This is a genomic window from Acidithiobacillus sp. HP-11 (genome assembly GCF_015100075.1).
Lineage (GTDB): Bacteria > Pseudomonadota > Gammaproteobacteria > Acidithiobacillales > Acidithiobacillaceae > Acidithiobacillus > Acidithiobacillus thiooxidans.
Map to the genome: position 1 here is coordinate 1 of NZ_JACKYY010000002.1, position 17,862 is coordinate 17,862.

18 protein-coding genes are annotated in these 17,862 nt (G+C 50.4%); 5 read left to right on the forward strand and 13 right to left on the reverse strand.

Features of this window, described 5'->3' with window-relative positions:
* The first annotated feature begins 351 nt into the window (after positions 1-351).
* The 4 genes from H7F08_RS00605 to fabG are packed head-to-tail and all read left to right on the forward strand — an operon-like array spanning position 352 to position 3,583.
* A complete protein-coding gene (locus H7F08_RS00605; protein ID WP_031569586.1) occupies positions 352-1,548 on the forward strand; it encodes a beta-ketoacyl-[acyl-carrier-protein] synthase family protein in 1,197 nt (398 codons plus the stop codon).
* 9 nt (positions 1,549-1,557) lie between these two features.
* The gene (locus H7F08_RS00610; protein WP_193639664.1) at positions 1,558-2,373 is read left to right on the forward strand and encodes a beta-ketoacyl synthase chain length factor; all 816 of its coding nucleotides are present in this window, start codon (positions 1,558-1,560) and stop codon (positions 2,371-2,373) included.
* Positions 2,374-2,414: 41 nt separating this feature from the next.
* On the forward strand, positions 2,415-2,849 hold the full coding sequence (locus tag H7F08_RS00615) for a 3-hydroxylacyl-ACP dehydratase (RefSeq protein ID WP_226831401.1): 435 nt from the start codon (positions 2,415-2,417) through the stop codon (positions 2,847-2,849).
* Positions 2,846-3,583 (forward strand): 3-oxoacyl-ACP reductase FabG, encoded by a 738-nt coding sequence (gene fabG / locus H7F08_RS00620; protein WP_031569592.1) that lies wholly within the window; start codon positions 2,846-2,848, stop codon positions 3,581-3,583. Before H7F08_RS00615 ends, fabG begins: the two co-directional genes overlap by 4 nt.
* Before the next feature lie 79 nt (positions 3,584-3,662).
* Here the strand turns inward: fabG and H7F08_RS00625 are convergent, their stop codons facing one another.
* The 5 genes from H7F08_RS00625 to bamE form a co-directional block, all read right to left on the reverse strand.
* Positions 3,663-4,430 (reverse strand): glycosyltransferase family 2 protein, encoded by a 768-nt coding sequence (locus H7F08_RS00625; protein WP_024895476.1) that lies wholly within the window; start codon positions 4,428-4,430, stop codon positions 3,663-3,665.
* Complete coding sequence (locus H7F08_RS00630) at positions 4,427-5,227, reverse strand: lysophospholipid acyltransferase family protein (RefSeq protein WP_024895477.1); 801 nt, start codon at positions 5,225-5,227, stop codon at positions 4,427-4,429. Before H7F08_RS00630 ends, H7F08_RS00625 begins: the two co-directional genes overlap by 4 nt.
* A gap of 91 nt (positions 5,228-5,318) precedes the next feature.
* Positions 5,319-6,641 (reverse strand): NAD(P)/FAD-dependent oxidoreductase, encoded by a 1,323-nt coding sequence (locus tag H7F08_RS00635; protein ID WP_035209650.1) that lies wholly within the window; start codon positions 6,639-6,641, stop codon positions 5,319-5,321.
* 80 nt (positions 6,642-6,721) lie between these two features.
* Positions 6,722-7,480 (reverse strand): polysaccharide deacetylase family protein, encoded by a 759-nt coding sequence (locus H7F08_RS00640; RefSeq protein ID WP_024895508.1) that lies wholly within the window; start codon positions 7,478-7,480, stop codon positions 6,722-6,724.
* A 57-nt stretch (positions 7,481-7,537) separates the two neighbouring features.
* Positions 7,538-8,038, reverse strand: coding sequence for an outer membrane protein assembly factor BamE (gene bamE, locus H7F08_RS00645; RefSeq protein ID WP_140391095.1), 501 nt, complete (start codon positions 8,036-8,038; stop codon positions 7,538-7,540).
* A 538-nt stretch (positions 8,039-8,576) separates the two neighbouring features.
* On the opposite strand from bamE, the gene H7F08_RS00650 reads away from it, so the two are divergent.
* Positions 8,577-8,843, forward strand: coding sequence for a phosphopantetheine-binding protein (locus tag H7F08_RS00650; protein ID WP_024893396.1), 267 nt, complete (start codon positions 8,577-8,579; stop codon positions 8,841-8,843).
* A 123-nt stretch (positions 8,844-8,966) separates the two neighbouring features.
* Here the strand turns inward: H7F08_RS00650 and H7F08_RS00655 are convergent, their stop codons facing one another.
* The 8 genes from H7F08_RS00655 to H7F08_RS00690 all read right to left on the reverse strand — a co-directional run bounded on the left by H7F08_RS00655 (position 8,967) and on the right by H7F08_RS00690 (position 17,833).
* A complete protein-coding gene (locus H7F08_RS00655; RefSeq protein ID WP_024893397.1) occupies positions 8,967-9,971 on the reverse strand; it encodes a class 1 fructose-bisphosphatase in 1,005 nt (334 codons plus the stop codon).
* Between the two features lie 34 nt (positions 9,972-10,005).
* Complete coding sequence (gene zapD, locus H7F08_RS00660) at positions 10,006-10,752, reverse strand: cell division protein ZapD (protein WP_024893398.1); 747 nt, start codon at positions 10,750-10,752, stop codon at positions 10,006-10,008.
* A 95-nt stretch (positions 10,753-10,847) separates the two neighbouring features.
* Positions 10,848-11,456, reverse strand: a complete 609-nt coding sequence (coaE, locus tag H7F08_RS00665) for a dephospho-CoA kinase (protein WP_031569871.1) — start codon at positions 11,454-11,456, stop codon at positions 10,848-10,850.
* Positions 11,457-11,462: 6 nt separating this feature from the next.
* A complete protein-coding gene (locus H7F08_RS00670; protein ID WP_024893400.1) occupies positions 11,463-12,263 on the reverse strand; it encodes a prepilin peptidase in 801 nt (266 codons plus the stop codon).
* Entirely contained in the window at positions 12,260-13,618 is a 1,359-nt protein-coding gene (locus H7F08_RS00675) for a sigma-54-dependent transcriptional regulator (protein ID WP_050816103.1), read from the reverse strand. Before H7F08_RS00675 ends, H7F08_RS00670 begins: the two co-directional genes overlap by 4 nt.
* Positions 13,615-15,228 carry a two-component system sensor histidine kinase NtrB gene (locus H7F08_RS00680; RefSeq protein WP_024893401.1) on the reverse strand — a complete coding sequence of 538 codons (1,614 nt, stop codon included), beginning with the start codon at positions 15,226-15,228 and terminating at the stop codon, positions 13,615-13,617. Before H7F08_RS00680 ends, H7F08_RS00675 begins: the two co-directional genes overlap by 4 nt.
* 32 nt (positions 15,229-15,260) lie before the next feature.
* The gene (pilB, locus tag H7F08_RS00685; RefSeq protein WP_024893402.1) at positions 15,261-16,979 is read right to left on the reverse strand and encodes a type IV-A pilus assembly ATPase PilB; all 1,719 of its coding nucleotides are present in this window, start codon (positions 16,977-16,979) and stop codon (positions 15,261-15,263) included.
* Entirely contained in the window at positions 16,949-17,833 is an 885-nt protein-coding gene (locus tag H7F08_RS00690; protein ID WP_024893403.1) for a shikimate dehydrogenase, read from the reverse strand. The genes pilB and H7F08_RS00690 overlap by 31 nt, the downstream gene beginning before the upstream one ends.
* Positions 17,834-17,862 lie beyond the last annotated feature (29 nt).

Consider the following 17,862-nt stretch of genomic DNA (forward strand, 5'->3'; position numbering starts at 1 on the left):
CACCAACCACGGCGGAACCAATCCTAACGCGAGAGAAAACAGCTCTTCAGGGACCATCAGCTAACTCCTATTCAGGGCACGACCGCTCCACAGCATTCTACCCCCTACCCACTCAATCTGACGAAGAGCCCTTACCCGTTGACTCCGTTGCCCCAGGCTCCGCTCTTCCAGTCAGACAGGCAGAGCACCAGCTCGTACAGAAAGAAAACGTACAAATACCGTAGATGATTGCCCTATCAAGATATGTCCACCTCAAATTTCAGTTCCTGGCATCCGACTAAACCGGTTTGACATTCATGGGGGCCCCGACCACAATGCTGTCATGACTTATTGTTGTAACTTATAAGATACATGACATCGGCGCTTATATCACGATTCACTGCGACGAGTAGCATTGGACGCGGTTTGGAACAGACAAAAACTGCACTGAGCGAACGCCAGTGCGGACTGCGTCATCGTGTCTTTCAGAATATAAACATCAACACCTGGGTCGGCGAAGTAGACGCCGTTGACGACGAAGAGATAAGTCCGGACTTAAGGGATTTCAACTGTCGTAATAATCGGTTAGCGCAAATGGCCCTGCGCCAGGATGGATTTGAGGAGGCGGTAGAAGCTGCCATCGAAAAATGGGGTCGCAAGCGCATCGGCGTCTACATGGGGACCAGTACCGCCGGAATTCTCCAGACCGAATTGGCATTTCAGCATCGTGACCCGGTAAGGGGAAGCCTGCCAGCAGATTTTGTTTATGCTGCCACCCACAGTCCCTACTCTTTAAGTGACTTTGTACGGCGCAAATTACGCCTTGAAGGCCCGGCCCTTTCGGTCTCTTCTGCCTGCTCATCCAGCGCCAAGGCTCTCGCTTCAGCAAAACGCATGCTGGACTTGGGACTAATTGACGCTGCAGTTGTTGGCGGCGTAGATTCGTTATGCGCTACCACTGTTTACGGTTTTCATTCCTTGGGGCTATTGGCCGACGGCCCTTGTCAACCGTTCAGCGATGATCGCAAAGGGATATCCATTGGCGAAGCAGCAGCTTATCTGCTCGTAGAGCGCATGCCAAAAGATCACTGCGGAGATGAGGTACTCCTGTTAGGTGTAGGTGAATCCAGCGATGCTTATCACATGTCATCCCCCCACCCTGAGGGTCTCGGAGCACGTTTTGCTATGGAACAAGCTCTGTCCACATCCGGTTTAAAGCCCGCAGACATCAATTATATCAACCTGCACGGTACCGCCACGCTCAATAACGACATTTCCGAGGCCAAAGCCGTGGCGAGTGTCTTCGGCATCAATACGCCATGTAGTTCTACAAAAGGAGCAACTGGACACACCTTGGGTGCTGCAGGGGCTCTGGAAGCCGTTATTTGTGCCATTGCCATTCAAAATAATTTGCTGCCAGCAGGCCCAAAAGCTAATCAGAGAGATACGTCAACTGGCATTCAATATCTTGCTTCAAACCAAAGGCAAAGGGTTTCCCATGTGTTAAGTAATTCCTTCGGCTTTGGTGGCAGCAACTGCAGTTTGGTCTTTGGTCGCTCCTTCAAGTGAAATGACATCATGACAGTGCTCAGTGCTTATCTTGATGGTATTGGCCTGCTCGGCCCTGGACTTGGAAGCTGGTCGCAAGGCTTGGCTATACTGACAGGGCAATCTCCTTACCAAAATCAGAGAACCGTATTATCACCCCCAGCTTCGTTACCAACAGCAGAACGACGTCGCGCCAGCCCAGGAGTCATGGCTGCCTTGGAGGTAGGTCATGCAGCCTGCGCTATGGCTAATGTGCCGCCCGCAGAACCTGCATCAGTTTTTGCTTCGTCTGGAAGTGATGGCCGCATCTGTCATTCGATTTGTACAGCGCTGGCATCTGGAGATACCATGATTTCTCCCACTCAGTTTCATAATTCCGTACACAATGCGATTTCTGGTTATTGGGGCATTTCTGCGGGTGCAATGACACCATCCTCTGTGGTCAGTGCACATGATGGAAGCTTTGCCGCTGGACTTCTGGAAGCCATTGTGCTCTTGGCCACTACGGAAATACCTGTGCTGTTAATAGCCTGCGAAAGTGACTATCCTCAGCCTCTGTACGATGCCCGACCAATTGTTGACACTTTTGCCGTGGCACTGTTGCTAAAATCTACACTTAGCCCTGGAAAAACACTAGCTCAGGTCAGTATCTGCAGCGAGAACCTATTCGCGGATGCTATTGTGCAGACCATGAACCATCCTGATCTTGAAATTTTGCGCCAATCCAATCCTGCAGCACGCTGCCTGCCGCTGCTTCAGCGCATAGCAATTGAAAAAGCCGGCTGTGTTGTTCTGAATTATGAGAATCCATCCTGTCTAAGTGTGGATATAGCACCGTGCCATTAGACCGCCAATGGATTGGCGGACATATACCCCATCAGGGTCAAATGCATTTGCTTGAAGCCGTGGAACAGTGGGATGAAAACACCATCACCTGCAGGGCAACCAGTCACCGCAGTGAGACTTTGCCTCTCCGTGCCCATGGACGACTCGGCGCTGCCTGCGGCATTGAATACGCAGCACAGAGCATGGCAGTACATAACGCTTTGTCGTGCCCAAAAACAGGGGAGAGTGATACAACTCATTTAGGATATCTCATCAGCGTACGGGAAGTTGCCTTGCATGTGTCGCGCCTTGATGACATTGCATGCGATATAAAAATTAAGGCCGAAAAACTGGCTGACAAAGGCAATGTGTTATATCACTTTACAGTTATGGCTGCGAACTGTGTGCTGCTGGAAGGACGTGCGGCGCTTTTATTGGGTGTCAATAAGCCGGCAGCGGAACCCTTTTTGCAATCCCCCTTGACCACACTCGAATGAGTATAAGCTGCATACCGAAGCGTGCACTGGTGACTGGTGGTAGTGGCGGTATTGGTGCAGCCATAGCCAGAAAACTTGCTGAAGATGGCCACCAAGTCATTATTCACGCCCACCAAAACCTGCCAAAAGCCCAAGCATTAGCTGACCAGATAGTACTCGCTGGTGGAAAAGCAAGTACGCTGGCTTTTGACATCACTGACGTTGAGGCTACCAATACAACCTTGCAGAAAGAACTTGAATGTGGCCCCATCCAGATTCTGGTCAACAATGCGGGCATTCATGACGATGCAGCCTTTCCGGCCCTAAATGCAAGGCAGTGGCATGACGTGATAGATGTTTCACTCAATGGTTTTTTTCATGTAACACAGGCAGTGCTCATGCCTATGATCCGTACCCGCTGGGGGCGTATCATCAATATCACCTCGGTGTCGGCCCAAACAGGTAACCGTGGTCAGGTCAATTATTCGGCAGCTAAAGGAGCATTACATGCGGCCACCAAATCTCTGGCGCTGGAGGTCGCCAGCCGGGGCATTACTGTGAATGCAGTAGCGCCTGGCATAATCGCCACGGACATGAGTGCTCAAACCTTCACTACCGAAACCATTGCGCAAATAGTGCCAATGAAACGTGCCGGACGCGCGGATGAGGTGGCCGATCTGGTTGGATTTCTAGCCTCGGAACAAGCTGGCTATATCAGTGGACAGATTATTTCCATCAACGGAGCAATGGCATAAACCACAGATGGCGCCTGGCAAATGCACCCCCCCGGGGGCGACCTTCCTGCGCCAGCCGGTGTCAGCGGATCCAGTGGACTCATTGTGTCCGCGCTGAATAACGACGCAAAAACAATGCTGGGAGGCGTAACAAAAATCCGAAGAACAGACGGGTGTGCATCCAGGTAAGCAGCAGGTTGTCCCGCAAATAATGGAAATGGGATACCCCCCCTTCATCCATATCAAAATAACGCACTGATGCGGGCATATTGATAATCCGGACACCAAGCCAGGACATTCTCACTGCCGCCTCAGGGTCAAAATCGAAGCGCCGCATCCATCGATGTGCATGCATCAGCTGCCGTAGTGGGGAAACAGGATAGACGCGAAAACCAAACAGCGAATCACCAATGCCACCACCCAGTGTCTCCAGGTTGGCCCACCAGTTGGATATCCGCCGGCCTTTTACACGCAAGGCCGGCGCACTGATATCGAATACCGGAACCCCAAGAATCATGGCGTCTGAATTTTCATGTGATGCCGCCATGAAGTCGGAAATACGCTCCATGGGATGTTGCCCATCGGAATCCATTGTAAGCACATGGGTGTAACCTTGAGCAGCCGCCTGATCCAAACCAAAAAGCACAGCTGCACCTTTACCCTGATTATCGGAGCGTTGAAAAACGCGTATTCCACTATCTTTGGCAGCCATAGCTTCCAGTCCAGCAGCTGTTCCATCAGTACTGCCATCCACTACAACCCATACGGGGTTCCACTGCAACCGCGCCGAAACAACGGTTTCATATACTTTTGGGCCCGGATTATAGCTGGGAATCAATACCAGATGGGTGACTGAAGCTTCGTTCATTGTCTCTCTGCTTCTGTTGGATAAAGCGGCGGGAATGGAACTTCCGTCATTGCTGACTCGAAATATCTTTCCAGCTCAACCGTAAAACCACGCACATCGCTCGGTGGGGCAAAGCGTTTGCCTAAACGGATCCGATAATGAATAGGCATAGATGGTTTACGAAAAAAAGACCAGCCTTTGGTCAGGAAAGCCGAGTCGGTTTCAATAAACACAGTTTGAATAGGTACCTTGGCTTCCTTGGCAATCAGGGCAATGCTGCCATGCACGGTCCCAATGGGGAGGCGTGTAGTTCTGGTACCTTCCGGAAAAAGCAGCAAATGGCTACCACCGCGCAGGTCTTCCGTGGCAAGGCGAATCATCTTGCGTAAAGAATCGTTGCGGATATATCCAGCCAAACGAGCCCCCGCACCAAAAAACAGGTTATTTACCAAATCAGACTTCAAGATGCACGCCAGATTGGGCAATCGCGAAATCACCATCAGCGCGTCCAGCATGGACGGATGATTAGGCGCAATGATCATGGGCGAATCATTTTGGAGAATATCCAGTGCTTGCAGATTAAAATGGCAAGCGCCCATACTAGAAAGTGCCCACAAATACATTCTGAAACCCATAGTAATAATTATCCGCCCGGTGAGCGTTTTCCATTTTCTCGGCAAAATCAGGTTTAATGGCAAAGCCAACAAGGTCCATAACAAACTGATGCCTGCCAACAAACCTAGTCCACAATAAAAAATGAGGTATTCTCGCAGAGTCCGGAATCTGCTTGGAGAACCCGCGTCCGGAATCTGGCTCATACCCCACCGCTAAAAAATAGACTTTCGATTTCTCCAATTTTTACCAAAAGATCTCCCAAGCTATATCGGCCTGATGATAAAACACTGGAGGTCACTCTACCCGTATATTTTCTTTTCGTTGCTTCCAGGCTGACCACGAACGCGTCGCATGCCGCAAAGAAGCTAAGTAATAAATACTCTTGAAGGCGGCGAGCGAAGGTTTGATCGGTGTCTTCTTGAAAATATCTCCCGCAAGGACCGAGATAACCGCCTCCCGAGCTCGGAAAATATTCCCTGAACGCATAAAAAGATCAATCATAGTCGGTTGGGTGATTCGATAGATGTACCAGGAAAACACCTTGCCTCCATGGCGCACCTGTTGATCAAAACGTCTGAGCGCCTTTGTGGCTTTTTGCGGCTCACGCAAACAAGTGTCAATGGTCTTTGCACCAATGAAAGCACTTTGCATTGCCAACATGACCCCCGAAGAAAAAACCGGATCATAGAAAGCGAATGCATCACCGAGTAATAGATAGTTGGAACCATGGGTTTGTTCACAGACATATGAGTAGTTGCCAGTCGCATTCACTGAACTGGTACGTTTTGCATTCACCAGCCGCGCTGCCAGATCGGGACATAACGCGATGGTGTCCATAAAAAATTCCTCTACTGATTTTGTTCTGGATTTCAGATAGTACGGCCAAACCACAGATCCCACGCTGGTCGTTCCATCAGCGAGGGGAATAAACCAGAACCATCCATGCTCAAACCAGAAAAAAGAAATATGACCCTCCTCTTTACCCTCAAGACGTCGAGCCCCCTGAAAATGCGCATAAAGAGCCGAACTATTATGCTTTGGGTTACGACGCTTCTGCTTGAAAAGATTTCCCAAAAAGGTATCGCGACCAGATGCATCCACAAGAAAGCGTGCCTGCAAATTTTCCTGTCGACCATCTTCATACTCCGCAAGGATCCGGACTCCCGCATTATCAGGCAAAAAGTCCACTGCTTTGGCTCGGCAACCTTCAATAACCTTGGCACCCTTTCGCTCGGCATTGCGAATAAGTATCTCGTCGAAATCCGAGCGCCGCACTTGATATGCCATTGGCATAGTCTTGTCCCATGCGTCGGCAAAAGCAAAGTTCTGCGGCTTTTCAGTATGGTAGGGTGAATTAAATTCCGCCCCCCATTTTTCCATGCCAATTTGCTTCACTTCTTCTGCAACGCCCAATTCTTGCAACAAGGGCAAATTGGCCGGAAGCAGTGATTCTCCAATATGAAAACGAGGATGATGCACCTTTTCCAGAACCGTCACTTGATAGCCCCGTTCCACCAGCAGCGCACTGACTGTAGAGCCCGCCGGTCCACCGCCGATCACCAGAACATCGCAAATTTTTGTTGTCAGGCTCGGACCGGTTATTTCTTCGTTTTCCATTTGTTGTCTTCTCCACTGTATTTTTCACAAAACATTCTCAACGATTACGCCCTCAGCAGACGCCTGAACCATAAACAAAATTAGAAACCACTGTTATCAAGTGCCATTGGCAAAGACACACTGTGTAGATCATGTTGTTCAAAACACTCCAATAGCCTAGGCAACACCTCAAGGACGACGGGTTGACCGGTAACCGTGCTCGCCGACCCTCCATCGTGCATCAACAAAATATCACCTGCAGATAAATTATGGACGAGGCGACGGAAAACCAAATCAGAATTATGACAAACCGTATCATAACCGCGCCGGGTCCAGGCCACATGTTGCATGTGCAACTGGCGCAAAACAAAGCCTAACCAAGGACTTCGAAAACCAAAAGGTGCACGAAAGAACCTGGGATTGACACTATTATTGGCTAAATTCAAGACCTGTTGTGTAGCTAGGACTTCTATCGTCAATTTTCTCATCCCGCAAAATGCAAACAAATTTCGGTGGTTGTAACTATGATTTTCAATGCTGTGCCCTCGACGAACGATTTCCGCGAGCAAGTCCGGATGTGCGACTGCTTTCTTGCCAATACAAAAAAAACTGGCCTTAGCGCAATATTTGTCGAGTTGGTCCAGTATCAGGGGAGTCACATAGGCATCTGGTCCATCGTCGAACGTCAAAACTATCTCACCACGCTTAACAGCGTTTTCTGGCAAGCGTACCAGATTACTGCTGATCACTTTGCAACGGGGACACATTACCAGAAAGCCCAGTCCAACATTTACCAAAACCACCACCCCTGCAAGAACCCAAAGCACTGAGGTTAACTGCATATGTCCAAAAACCTCCAATTCCAAGCCACCTTAAGCAGATCAACCCCCAGAGAAAATAACCATAACCATATATTTTTATGGTGTATTTGTATCCACTGTTATTTTAATCAAACTATCTGTGGATCCAAATCGAGAGTTGTTGTCATAGGTAAGAACACCTTGATCCTTGTAAAATGCTTCCGTACGACGCGTATCACCGCCAAAGTAGAATGGGATAAATTGCTTGCCGGTGATATGGCTCGAAGTATGACTTGGGAAACCAATCAACTGCTCGACTTGTTGTCTGGACATACCTACTTTCAATTTGGAGAATGGCGAGCCGGGGGCAGGAAGAACCACGGGAGCTTTTGTCTCAAGTGCTGGTGCCGAGTTTGTACTGGCTGTAGGAGCCGGGGCCGCAGCATTAGCTTGGGCAGACGAAGAGATTAATGCAGGCTTACTCGCGTCGTTTGCGCAACCAATCAGCCCAAAAGTCAAACAACTTACCGATAATATTCCAAAAATTCTCATGGCTGAGTTCATTGTTCTAATTTCCCCATGTTGAATATCAATTAAGATGATTGATGTGTATTCCACTGACTTATACTGCGGTTTATGCTACAGACGAAAGCCTGTCCAGTCTAGCAAGTGGCTGACCACAAACACACTGCCACTGACATCTTCGCGTATGCCTCATTAGTTTTTACAAAATTGAAAAATGGTCATCACAGATCTACATAACCATTCAGCTGGCGCATGGAATGGATAACATATTCTTAGCAATGTATTCATTGTTGCATGCCCTGTGGTAATCTATACCCTGTTGTTAGAAGGTAAATGGCGCTTTTCATTGTGCAGAAAGGCTGGAATTTTAGTACTTGCGAGGTATTTGGCCGTACTACAGCTTTTGGAGACTGGCACCTACCTCCAACGATGGGGGCAGAAGATTAAAACAGGGAAAAGAGGCAATTGCTGGCCGTCAAAAAAGTTGATCTCAGCATCAATTTTGTTTTAATCGATTAATTTTAAAAATTATTTTTAGAGGAATTATATTTATAGAAAATAAAAAAATTAGAATTAATATAACATAATGATCCTGATTTATCTCAGTTCAAAAAAATGGAGATCGTCAAGTATGAACAACCTTACGCCCCAGGAAATGGAATTAAGCTCACTGATAATAAAAACATTGAATCTTTCTACCGAACCGCACAACATCGACCCTGAATCACCACTATATGGTGGAGAATTAGGGCTTGATTCTATTGATATTTTAGAGATATCTATGGTTGTATCAAAAAAATACGGGGTGACCATAGCCAACGATAGTGAAAATAAAATGGAAATTTTTAGTTGCCTGCGCAATCTATCCACTTATATAGAGTCACACCAAGTCATTTAGCACTTGATTTGAGTAAATACTGACATTTCTTGAAAATTTGATCACACCCCCATAATGCGCGGTTTGTGTGAAACAAAAAGCTCCCGACCAAACTCGGGAGCTTTTTCAGTTCTGCTGAAAAAATCAGTGCTGATGGTAACTGAGCACCCGTTCGACTTCATTTTTAGCGCCCAAAATGACGGGAACTCGCTGATGCAGTCCCTCCGGCTGTATTTCCAGAATCCGTGCAGTCCCGGTACTTGCTGCACCACCCGCCTGCTCCACCAGATAGGACATGGGGTTGGCTTCATACAACAACCTGAGTTTACCGGGTTTTTTGGGGTCTTTCTGATCAAAGGGATACAGAAAAATTCCGCCCCGGCAAAGAATGCGGTGAACATCCGCAACCATGGAACCCACCCAGCGCATGTTGAAATTCCGCCCACGCGGACCTTCTGTACCCTGGTTCAGCTCATCAATATAACGTTGTACCGGTTTCTGCCAGTGCCGATGATTACTCATGTTGATGGCATATTCACTGGTGTCTTCCGGAATGGTCATTTGCTTGTGGGTGAGAATGTATTCGCCGATGGACGGGTCCAGGGTGAAGCCATTGACCCCGTGCCCCGTACTGTAAACCAGCATGTTACTGGACCCATACAGGGCATAACCGGCACACACCTGCTCCACACCCGGCTGCAGGAAATCTTTCATACTGGCATCCCGTCCCGCAACTGGCGCTCTGAGAATGCTGAAAATCGTTCCGACACTGATCCCAACATCCGTGTTGCTGGAACCATCCAGAGGATCAAAAAGAAGCAGGTATTTACCTCTGGGAACACTATTGGGGATGGAATAAGGATCATCCATTTCCTCGGAAGCCATCCCCGCAAGATGACCCGTCCAGTCCATGGCGTGCAAAATGGCGTCGTTGGAAATAATATCGAGCTTTTTCTGTACTTCGCCCTGGACATTATCAGTCCCGGCACTTCCCAGGGCCCCTACCAGGGCACCCCGATAAACCTGTGCACCGATAAACTTGCAGGAAACGGCCAGATCATTCAAAAGTGCAGCAAAGTCTCCGGAGGCCTGAGGATGCCGTCGTGTTTCTTCCGTAATGAATTGTGTCAGGGTAGTCCCAATATGCATGCGCCGATCCTTTAATTAAGCAATGAAAATTTGTCTACAGGGCACTCAGACCCAGCCTGAAGGTGATGGTGGATTCTATCGCGCGGCCCGCGCCCTGGTCCAACCATTGCAACCACTGAATGTGAAAACGATGAATACCTCCACTGATTTTGGGGTAACAATCCATATCATCGGCAATTTCCAGACGGATCAATGAGGGCGGTCGACGCGGATCAAGGGCAGAACCATAGCGCCCTTCCTGAGCATCCACGAGTGACCATGCACAGGAATCCCGCAGCAAAGCCAGAATCAAATCGACACTTTGCTGCAATAATTCCAGCCCTTTCTCCCAGCCACCAAGCAGGATTTTCGCGCGTTCCGGTGCCTGCTGACTCCAAAAAGCCAACAAAGGTAAATCGCAGTCTGCCAAACCGCCAGCCACCCCCATACGACCCCGCGCCAGCTGAATGATTTCCTGATGTCGTAATAACTCTCCAAAAGCTTCCCGATGTTCACGCAGTAATTTGAGTTGCTGATTAATGCGAAACTGCCAGGCCTGCAGAGGCCGCTCATCCACCTCAGGACTTTGGGACCAGATACTGAGGCTTTGCCCAAGTCGCTCCAGCTCCAGAATCAAGTCCAGACGCAGCTCAGGTCGACTGCAAAAATCCAGCAGTTCATTATATGGACGCAGTGCCTGCCGCAAATCTCCCTCATGAATACGCTGCACCTGCGCAAAAACGCTCTCCATGCGCAACAACAATCGGGCGCGTTCGTGGAGGGGATGCTCATAAACTGCCATGCCTGTCCTTTTTTATCCGTAAAAACCGTTCATAGCGACAGCAATTGATGCACCATTTTCGGGCATCAACCGACAGGTTGCCACAGGCAATTTTTCTAGGCAAATCCACGGGCTTTATAAACTGTGTCCCAGTAAAGCAAAATGGCTTCGCGCAACGCCTGCACGTCTTTTTCATTGCTAATAACATAATCTGCAGCGGCATTCCGCTCGGCACGCGGAAGTTGTGCCGCCAGAACAGCCTCAATTTGCGCGTTGGACCAGCCGGGACGCAACTGTAATCGTTCAATTTGCAAAGCACTCGGACAATCAATGACCAGAACCTGATCCAGCAGGGCCTGATAATGATTTTCGACAAGCAACGGGACTACCCAGACGATGACCGCTTCGGGCTGATCCTTTTGCAGGCTTTGACTGCGGTCCAGAAAAAGTTGGCGAATCCGGGGATGCAACAGGGACTCCAGCCATTTTTTGGCGACCGGATCGCTGAAAATCCGGTCCCGCAACAAAGACCGATCCAAACAACCATCCGCCAGCAAATATTGTGGCCCCCATTGCCGGACAATCTCCGCGTAGGCCGGCTGGCCCGGCTCAACCAGCTCACGGGCCATGAGATCCGCATCCAGAATATGCGCACCCAAGGCCCCCAACATCTCCGCCACGGTACTTTTGCCGCTGGCAACTCCGCCTGTCAGCCCTATGTGCATAATGGCTCAAGCTCCCAGAAAATGCAGATACGCATGGACAATATCACCAGGCCAGAGCAGCATGAGCCATCCTCCCAGAGCCAGATAGGGACCGAAGGGAATGGCATAGTCCCGCCCTTTCCCGCCCAGCAGGAAAACAATGGCTACCAACCCTCCGCTTATTGCCGCTATGAATAGTGTCAGAAATACTGCCTGCCAACCCAGCCAGGCTCCGATTAAACCCAGCAGCTTGAGGTCGCCACCACCCATGCCATGCCGTCCGGTCATTTTCAAATACACGGTCGCCAGCAACCATAAGCTGCCATATCCCAGAAAAATACCGAGGAGGGCATTCAATGGCGTGGTCAGGGCTAGTCCCGACCCCAAAAAAGCGGAAGCATTAATGAGCAGACCGAGGAGCATACCCGGTTTGGTAATGCGGTCCGGGAGCAATTGAGTTTCCAGATCAATCAGGGTAAGCGCCAACAAAGCCCAGGTGAAAAGCAGTGCAGGAATTAATGACCAACGGAATCCCCACTGCCAGGCAACCACTACGCTGAATATCGCCGTTAATAACTCCAAAGCCGGATAGCGCCAGGAGATCGAACTACCACAAGAATGACAGCGACCACGCAGCAATAACCAGCTCAGCACCGGAATGTTTTCCCAGGAATGGAGCACATGCCCACACTGTGGGCAATGGGAAGAAGGCCGAATGATTGATTCCCGGCGAGGAACACGGTGCACGACCACATTGAGAAAACTGCCAATCAGCAACCCGAACAGTCCCACAAAAACGTATTCGGCAACGGGAAAAAGTGGCGTCACCTCCCCCTCCCAGTCACGGCACGGGTCAATCTGAGTGCAAAAGATTGTGGACAAATACCCAGTCGTGTCGCCGCTGCCACAGGGTCTCCAGAGACCTCTGCAAGCACGGATCGGAGCAAATCGGCTTCGGCACTATCCAGGGTGCAGGCAACCCCGGATTCGGTTTTCGGAGCGACTGAAGAGAAACTTCGGTCCACATTCCGGTTCGGAGCAACGTGATTTCCATTTTCAAGAATATTCTTGTCCGGAAATACCAGACTACGCTCCAGCAAATTCTCCAGTTCGCGCACATTACCCGGAAAATCATATTGCTGCAGCTTTTCCAGGACGTCTTCCGCCAAAATGGTCGGGCTCTGGTCTGCTTGCCCATTGATGCGCTGAAGAATCGCCTCGACTAGCTGGGGAACATCTTCCAGTCGTTGCCGTAATGGCGGCATGTGTAACTGCACCACATTCAGCCGATATAGAAGGTCTTGACGAAAGCTCCCAGCCTCCACCATCGCGCCAAGGTCGCGATGCGTCGCCGAAATAAACCGCAGATCCAAAGAAATTTCGCGCGCTCCACCCAGCGGCCTGATCACCCGCTCCTGAATGGCACGCAGCAACTTGACCTGCATCAACATGGGCAACTCAGCAATTTCGTCCAGAAAAAGCGTGCCTCCGTTAGCCGCCTGGAAAAGCCCCTGGCGGGACTGGGTTGCGCCAGAATAAGCGCCTTTTTCGGCACCAAATAATTCGCTCTCAATCAAACCTTCGGGAATCGCGCCACAATTCACGGCCACAAAAGGCTTGTCCTGCCGCAGGCTGGAATCATGAATAGCCCGTGCAGCCAGCTCCTTGCCGGTTCCTGACTCGCCCGTAATATGAACAGGGGCATTACTACGGGCCAGTTTGCGAATATCTGCTCTTAATTGCTGCATTACGAGAGACTGACCGATCAGCCGGTTCGTCGCATCCTGCTCCATACCCTGGGGATGATTCAGCTTGAGCGCCTGGGCCACCAACTGACGCAGGCGTGCCAACTCAATGGGCTTGGACATATAGTCAAAAGCCCCAGCCTGCATGGCCTCTACAGCACCATCCGCTGATGAATAAGCCGTAATGACGGCCACCGGAATATGTGGATGGGCATTGTGCAAATATCGCACCAAATCAATACCTGAACCATCTGGCAAACGTAAATCGCTCAGCACCAGCGAGGGGAGATCATGAGATAGACGGGCATGAGCCTCCGCCAGAGAACCTGCTCCGGACACCTGCAGCCCCATACCCTGCAAAGTAATCTTTAATAATTCAACAATATTGGGCTCGTCATCTACGACCAATGCCGAGGGAACAGGACAATTCGTCATCATGCCGCCTCCTCGTGCGGGTCCCAACAGGGCAGAAATATTTTGAAGATAGCACCACATTCAGGGTGATTTTCGCAAAGCACTTGTCCATTATTCATCTGGATCAACTCGCGCACCATTGGTAAACCCAGTCCGGTACCCCGAGAGTTGGTCGTAAAAAAAGGCTCAAAAATGCGTTCCATGACTTCCGGTCGGATGCCGGGACCGAAATCTCTTAAAGTCAGCATGATTTGTTCTTTTCCATAACGTTCTGCACTGATTTCCACCCGCACCAATCCATCTTCGTCAACGGCATACTGGGCTGTATTATGCAGCAAATTCCAGACAACCTGACGCAATTGTGCGGGATCTGCGTAAATCAGCAAGCTCATGGGAATATCCTGAACCAGCACATGCATGTCCGCCAACTGCGGATCGGCCTGAAGCTGAACAATCAATTTCGGCAACCAGCTGGATAAGGCGATGGGCTCCAGATGGGCGGGTCCCGGTCGCGCCATTTCCAGCACCGACTCGACAATGGCGTTGATACGCACCGTTTCCCTTTCCAGAATTTCAAATAAATGCCGAGAACTGGCATTTTCCATGCTCTCATCAAGCAGATTGGCTGCGTGACGGATGACACTGAGCGGATTGCGGATTTCGTGGGCAATATTCGCAGCCAAGCGCCCCAATGCGGCGAGTTGCGCCTCACGCTCCATCGCCCGCAACACAGAAGCATCCCTTAACAACAACAGCCGGTAGGGACTCCCAGGAAGCGTAATTTTTCGTACCATCAATGAGGGAGTCTGGTCTCGTAAAGCCGGATCTTCCGGACCCAAAGGAACCAGAACTTCAGTGTCGTTCCCATGATTTTTAATCAACATGGCGGCCAAACGCGCCTGCACCAGATCCAGGGCAACGGGTACATTGCCCCAAAACCGGTAACCGGAGAGTTTGCGGGCAATCGGATTGCTCAGGATAACCCGGTTATGCTTATCCAGCACCAGGACGCCCACATCCATGTGCTCGACGATTTCCCGGTTGAGCACATTGAGGTTGAAAAGCTCCTGGTCACGTTGCAGGGCCAAACGATGGTCGCGATCCAGACTCCGCACCAGACTGTCCGCCAGCACGGCTACTGCTACCAAGGCCAGGATATAAATGAATAACTGACCCAAAAGAGGATGCACACTAGTCATGCCCCCCTGCAGAGACTCCAGCACCAGAAGTAGCAGCAATACCCAGACAAATAAAAAAGCACCCCTGCCACGCAGCAAACTGGCCACAGACACCAACAACAAAAAAGGCAGAATACTGAAGGGACCGTTTATTCCACCGCCATAGCGCAGGAGCAGCAATACCAGGACGGTATCCATCAACACTTGTAACCAGATATGCCAACGCGTCTGGCCTGGAAACTTCATAAGCAGGAACAAAATATAAAACAGACTTATTCCCGCAGCGACCAGCGTAAGCACAATAAGCGGATGATTATGCGCATCTATATCCAGAATGCTTTTACTGAACGGCAATTGCACCAATACGGCAATCGCCGCCGCAATCAGGAGGCGATATGCGGAAACACCCCACAGACGCCGCCAGGATCCGTCCTGCTGGATGGACTCAGATACCATAAATTTGAATTTTGTGGTGCTGCATCAGTTATTCATTGCAGATTGGTAACCCGCAAAACTTCTTCCAGACTGGTTATGCCTTCCTTGATTCTGCGTAGACCATTCTGGCGCATGGTGAGCACCCCCTCACTGGCTGCCTGTCGTGCCAAATCTATAGCGGTGCCACCCCGCATGATGATTTCGCGCATCGCTTCACTGACTGGCATGACCTGATAGAGACCCGTACGCCCTTTATAGCCCGTTTTGTTACATTCATCACAACCCGTAGGACCCATGGGACGCCAGCCTTGCAGATCATCCGCAGCAAACCCGGCTTCCACAAGCGCCTGATCAGGAATACGAACCGGCTTTTTGCAATGCGTACACAGCTTTCGGGCCAGACGTTGGGCCATGACCAGGTGCACTCCACCGGCGATATTGTAGGTAGGAATACCCATGTTCTCCAGACGGGTCAGGCTCTGAGGTGCATCATTGGTATGGAGCGTGGCCAACACCAAATGTCCGGTCTGGGCAGCTTTTATCGCAGTTTCTGCGGTTTCCAGATCGCGGACTTCACCGACCATGATAATATCGGGATCCTGACGTAAAAATGACCGCAGGGCAGCGGCAAAATTCAAGCCGATCCGCTCATTGATATTCACCTGATTGATTCCATACACCGGAATTTCTACCGGATCTTCCGCCGTGCTGATATTACAGTCACCCGTATTGAGAATGTTCAATGCAGTATATAGCGTCGTGGTTTTACCGGAGCCGGTAGGTCCGGTCACCAGAATCATGCCATAGGGACGGTGAATGGCCTCTTCAAAGGCTTTGCGTTGTTCCGGTAAAAAACCCAGTTGCTCGATGGGTACCCTGGAACTGGCAGGATCCAGCAGACGCAGGACAATGGTTTCCCCGAAACTTGTTGGCAGGAAAGACACACGAAAATCAATGACCCGAGCCGGAGGCACACGCACCCGCAAGCGTCCATCTTGAGGCAAACGCCGCTCCGAAATATCCAGGCGACAGAGAATTTTCAGCCGCGACGTGACCCCATCCCGCAAGGCCAGTGGCGGATGCAGAGCATCCTGCAACACCCCATCCAGGCGGTAACGCACCCGGAAATCCTTCTCATAGGGTTCCAGATGAATATCCGATACGCCGCGCTGAATCGCATCCAAAAGCAGCTGCTGCACAAAACGCACCACCGGTGCATCATCCACAGTGCCATCGCTATCCTTGGATAAATCAAATTCTTCCTGGGCATCATCGGTATTTACATCTGATGACTTTTCAAGGAAGACATCATCAATTCCTGTTCCGGCATTATTGGCCAGGTTTACCGCGCGCATCAGCTTGTTGGCTTCCACAAGTATCGGCACAACTTGCAGGCCGGTATTGAACTTGATGTCCTCAACGGCTTTGAAGTCGGTAGGATCTGCCATCGCCAGATAAAGTGTCTCGCCGCGTTTGGACAAGGGCAGAACGAAATAACGGCTCATCAGATTTTTATCAATCCGGCGTATCAACAGGTCATCAATCATGACCGCATCCAGATCAAGCATTGGCATATTGTAGCGCTGGGATAAATGCGCCATCAGCGCAGGTGCCGAAACAGCCCCTTTTTCTACTGCATAAAACAGTAATGGTTTTTTTCCCCGCCCGGGATCACTAGCCAGGGCAAGCAATTGCGCCTCATTACCCAACCCATTGCTGACCAGTGCCCGCAATACGGGCGTTAAAGTGATTTGTTCCGGGTTTGCAGCCATCGACGTAATGTATCCTCCACAGTTTGGGTTTGCGGCAGAACGCCCGTCCAGATCCGGAAACTTTCAGCCCCCTGTTCTACCAGCATACCCAACCCGTCAATAGCAACCCGTCCGTACTGACGAGCCGCGCGTAACAATGGGGTTTCCAACGGGTTATAGACGATATCGTACACATTGCCATGATTTGGCAACGACTCCAGATCCAGTTCCGGATGGCTTTCCCCATACAAACCTAAGGCGCTGGTATTCACCAGCAATAGCGTCTGCGGCAAAATCCGGGCAAGGATTTGTCGTTCCAGTGGCAGAGGATGCAGGGGGAATTGGGGAAATTCAGCCGCCAGTTTTTCGGCGCGTTCGGCATGGCGGTTGGCCACATAAATAGCGGGGCAGCCAGCCGTTCCCAAGGCATAAATAATGGCCCGGGCTGCCCCACCCGCACCAATTATCAGAACGGGGCCAGAGCGCCAATTATCCCCCGCATGACGCTCCAAAGCCCGCTGAAATCCAACAGCATCGGTATTGTCTCCCATAAAACGACCCGCTGCATAATGTACCGTATTTACTGCACCAATCTGCGCTGCGGCTGGACTGAGCTCGTCCATCAGGATCTTTGTGGATTCTTTATGCGGCACCGTGACATTGAGTCCCAATACACCGGCTGCCGCCAACCCTTTGAGCGCTTTGGGCAAGTCAGCAGCCATCACTGGAAATGGCACATACACCATGTCGATCCCCAGTTGTTGCGCAAACAGCCGATGCATCCAGGGGGATAAACTGTGTTTTACCGGGTCACCGATGATTCCGTAGACGGCAGTTTCTCCACCGGGATGCCATGTTTCTACTGCTGTTACCAAAATCTGCTCCTCATAAACCCAATGCCGCA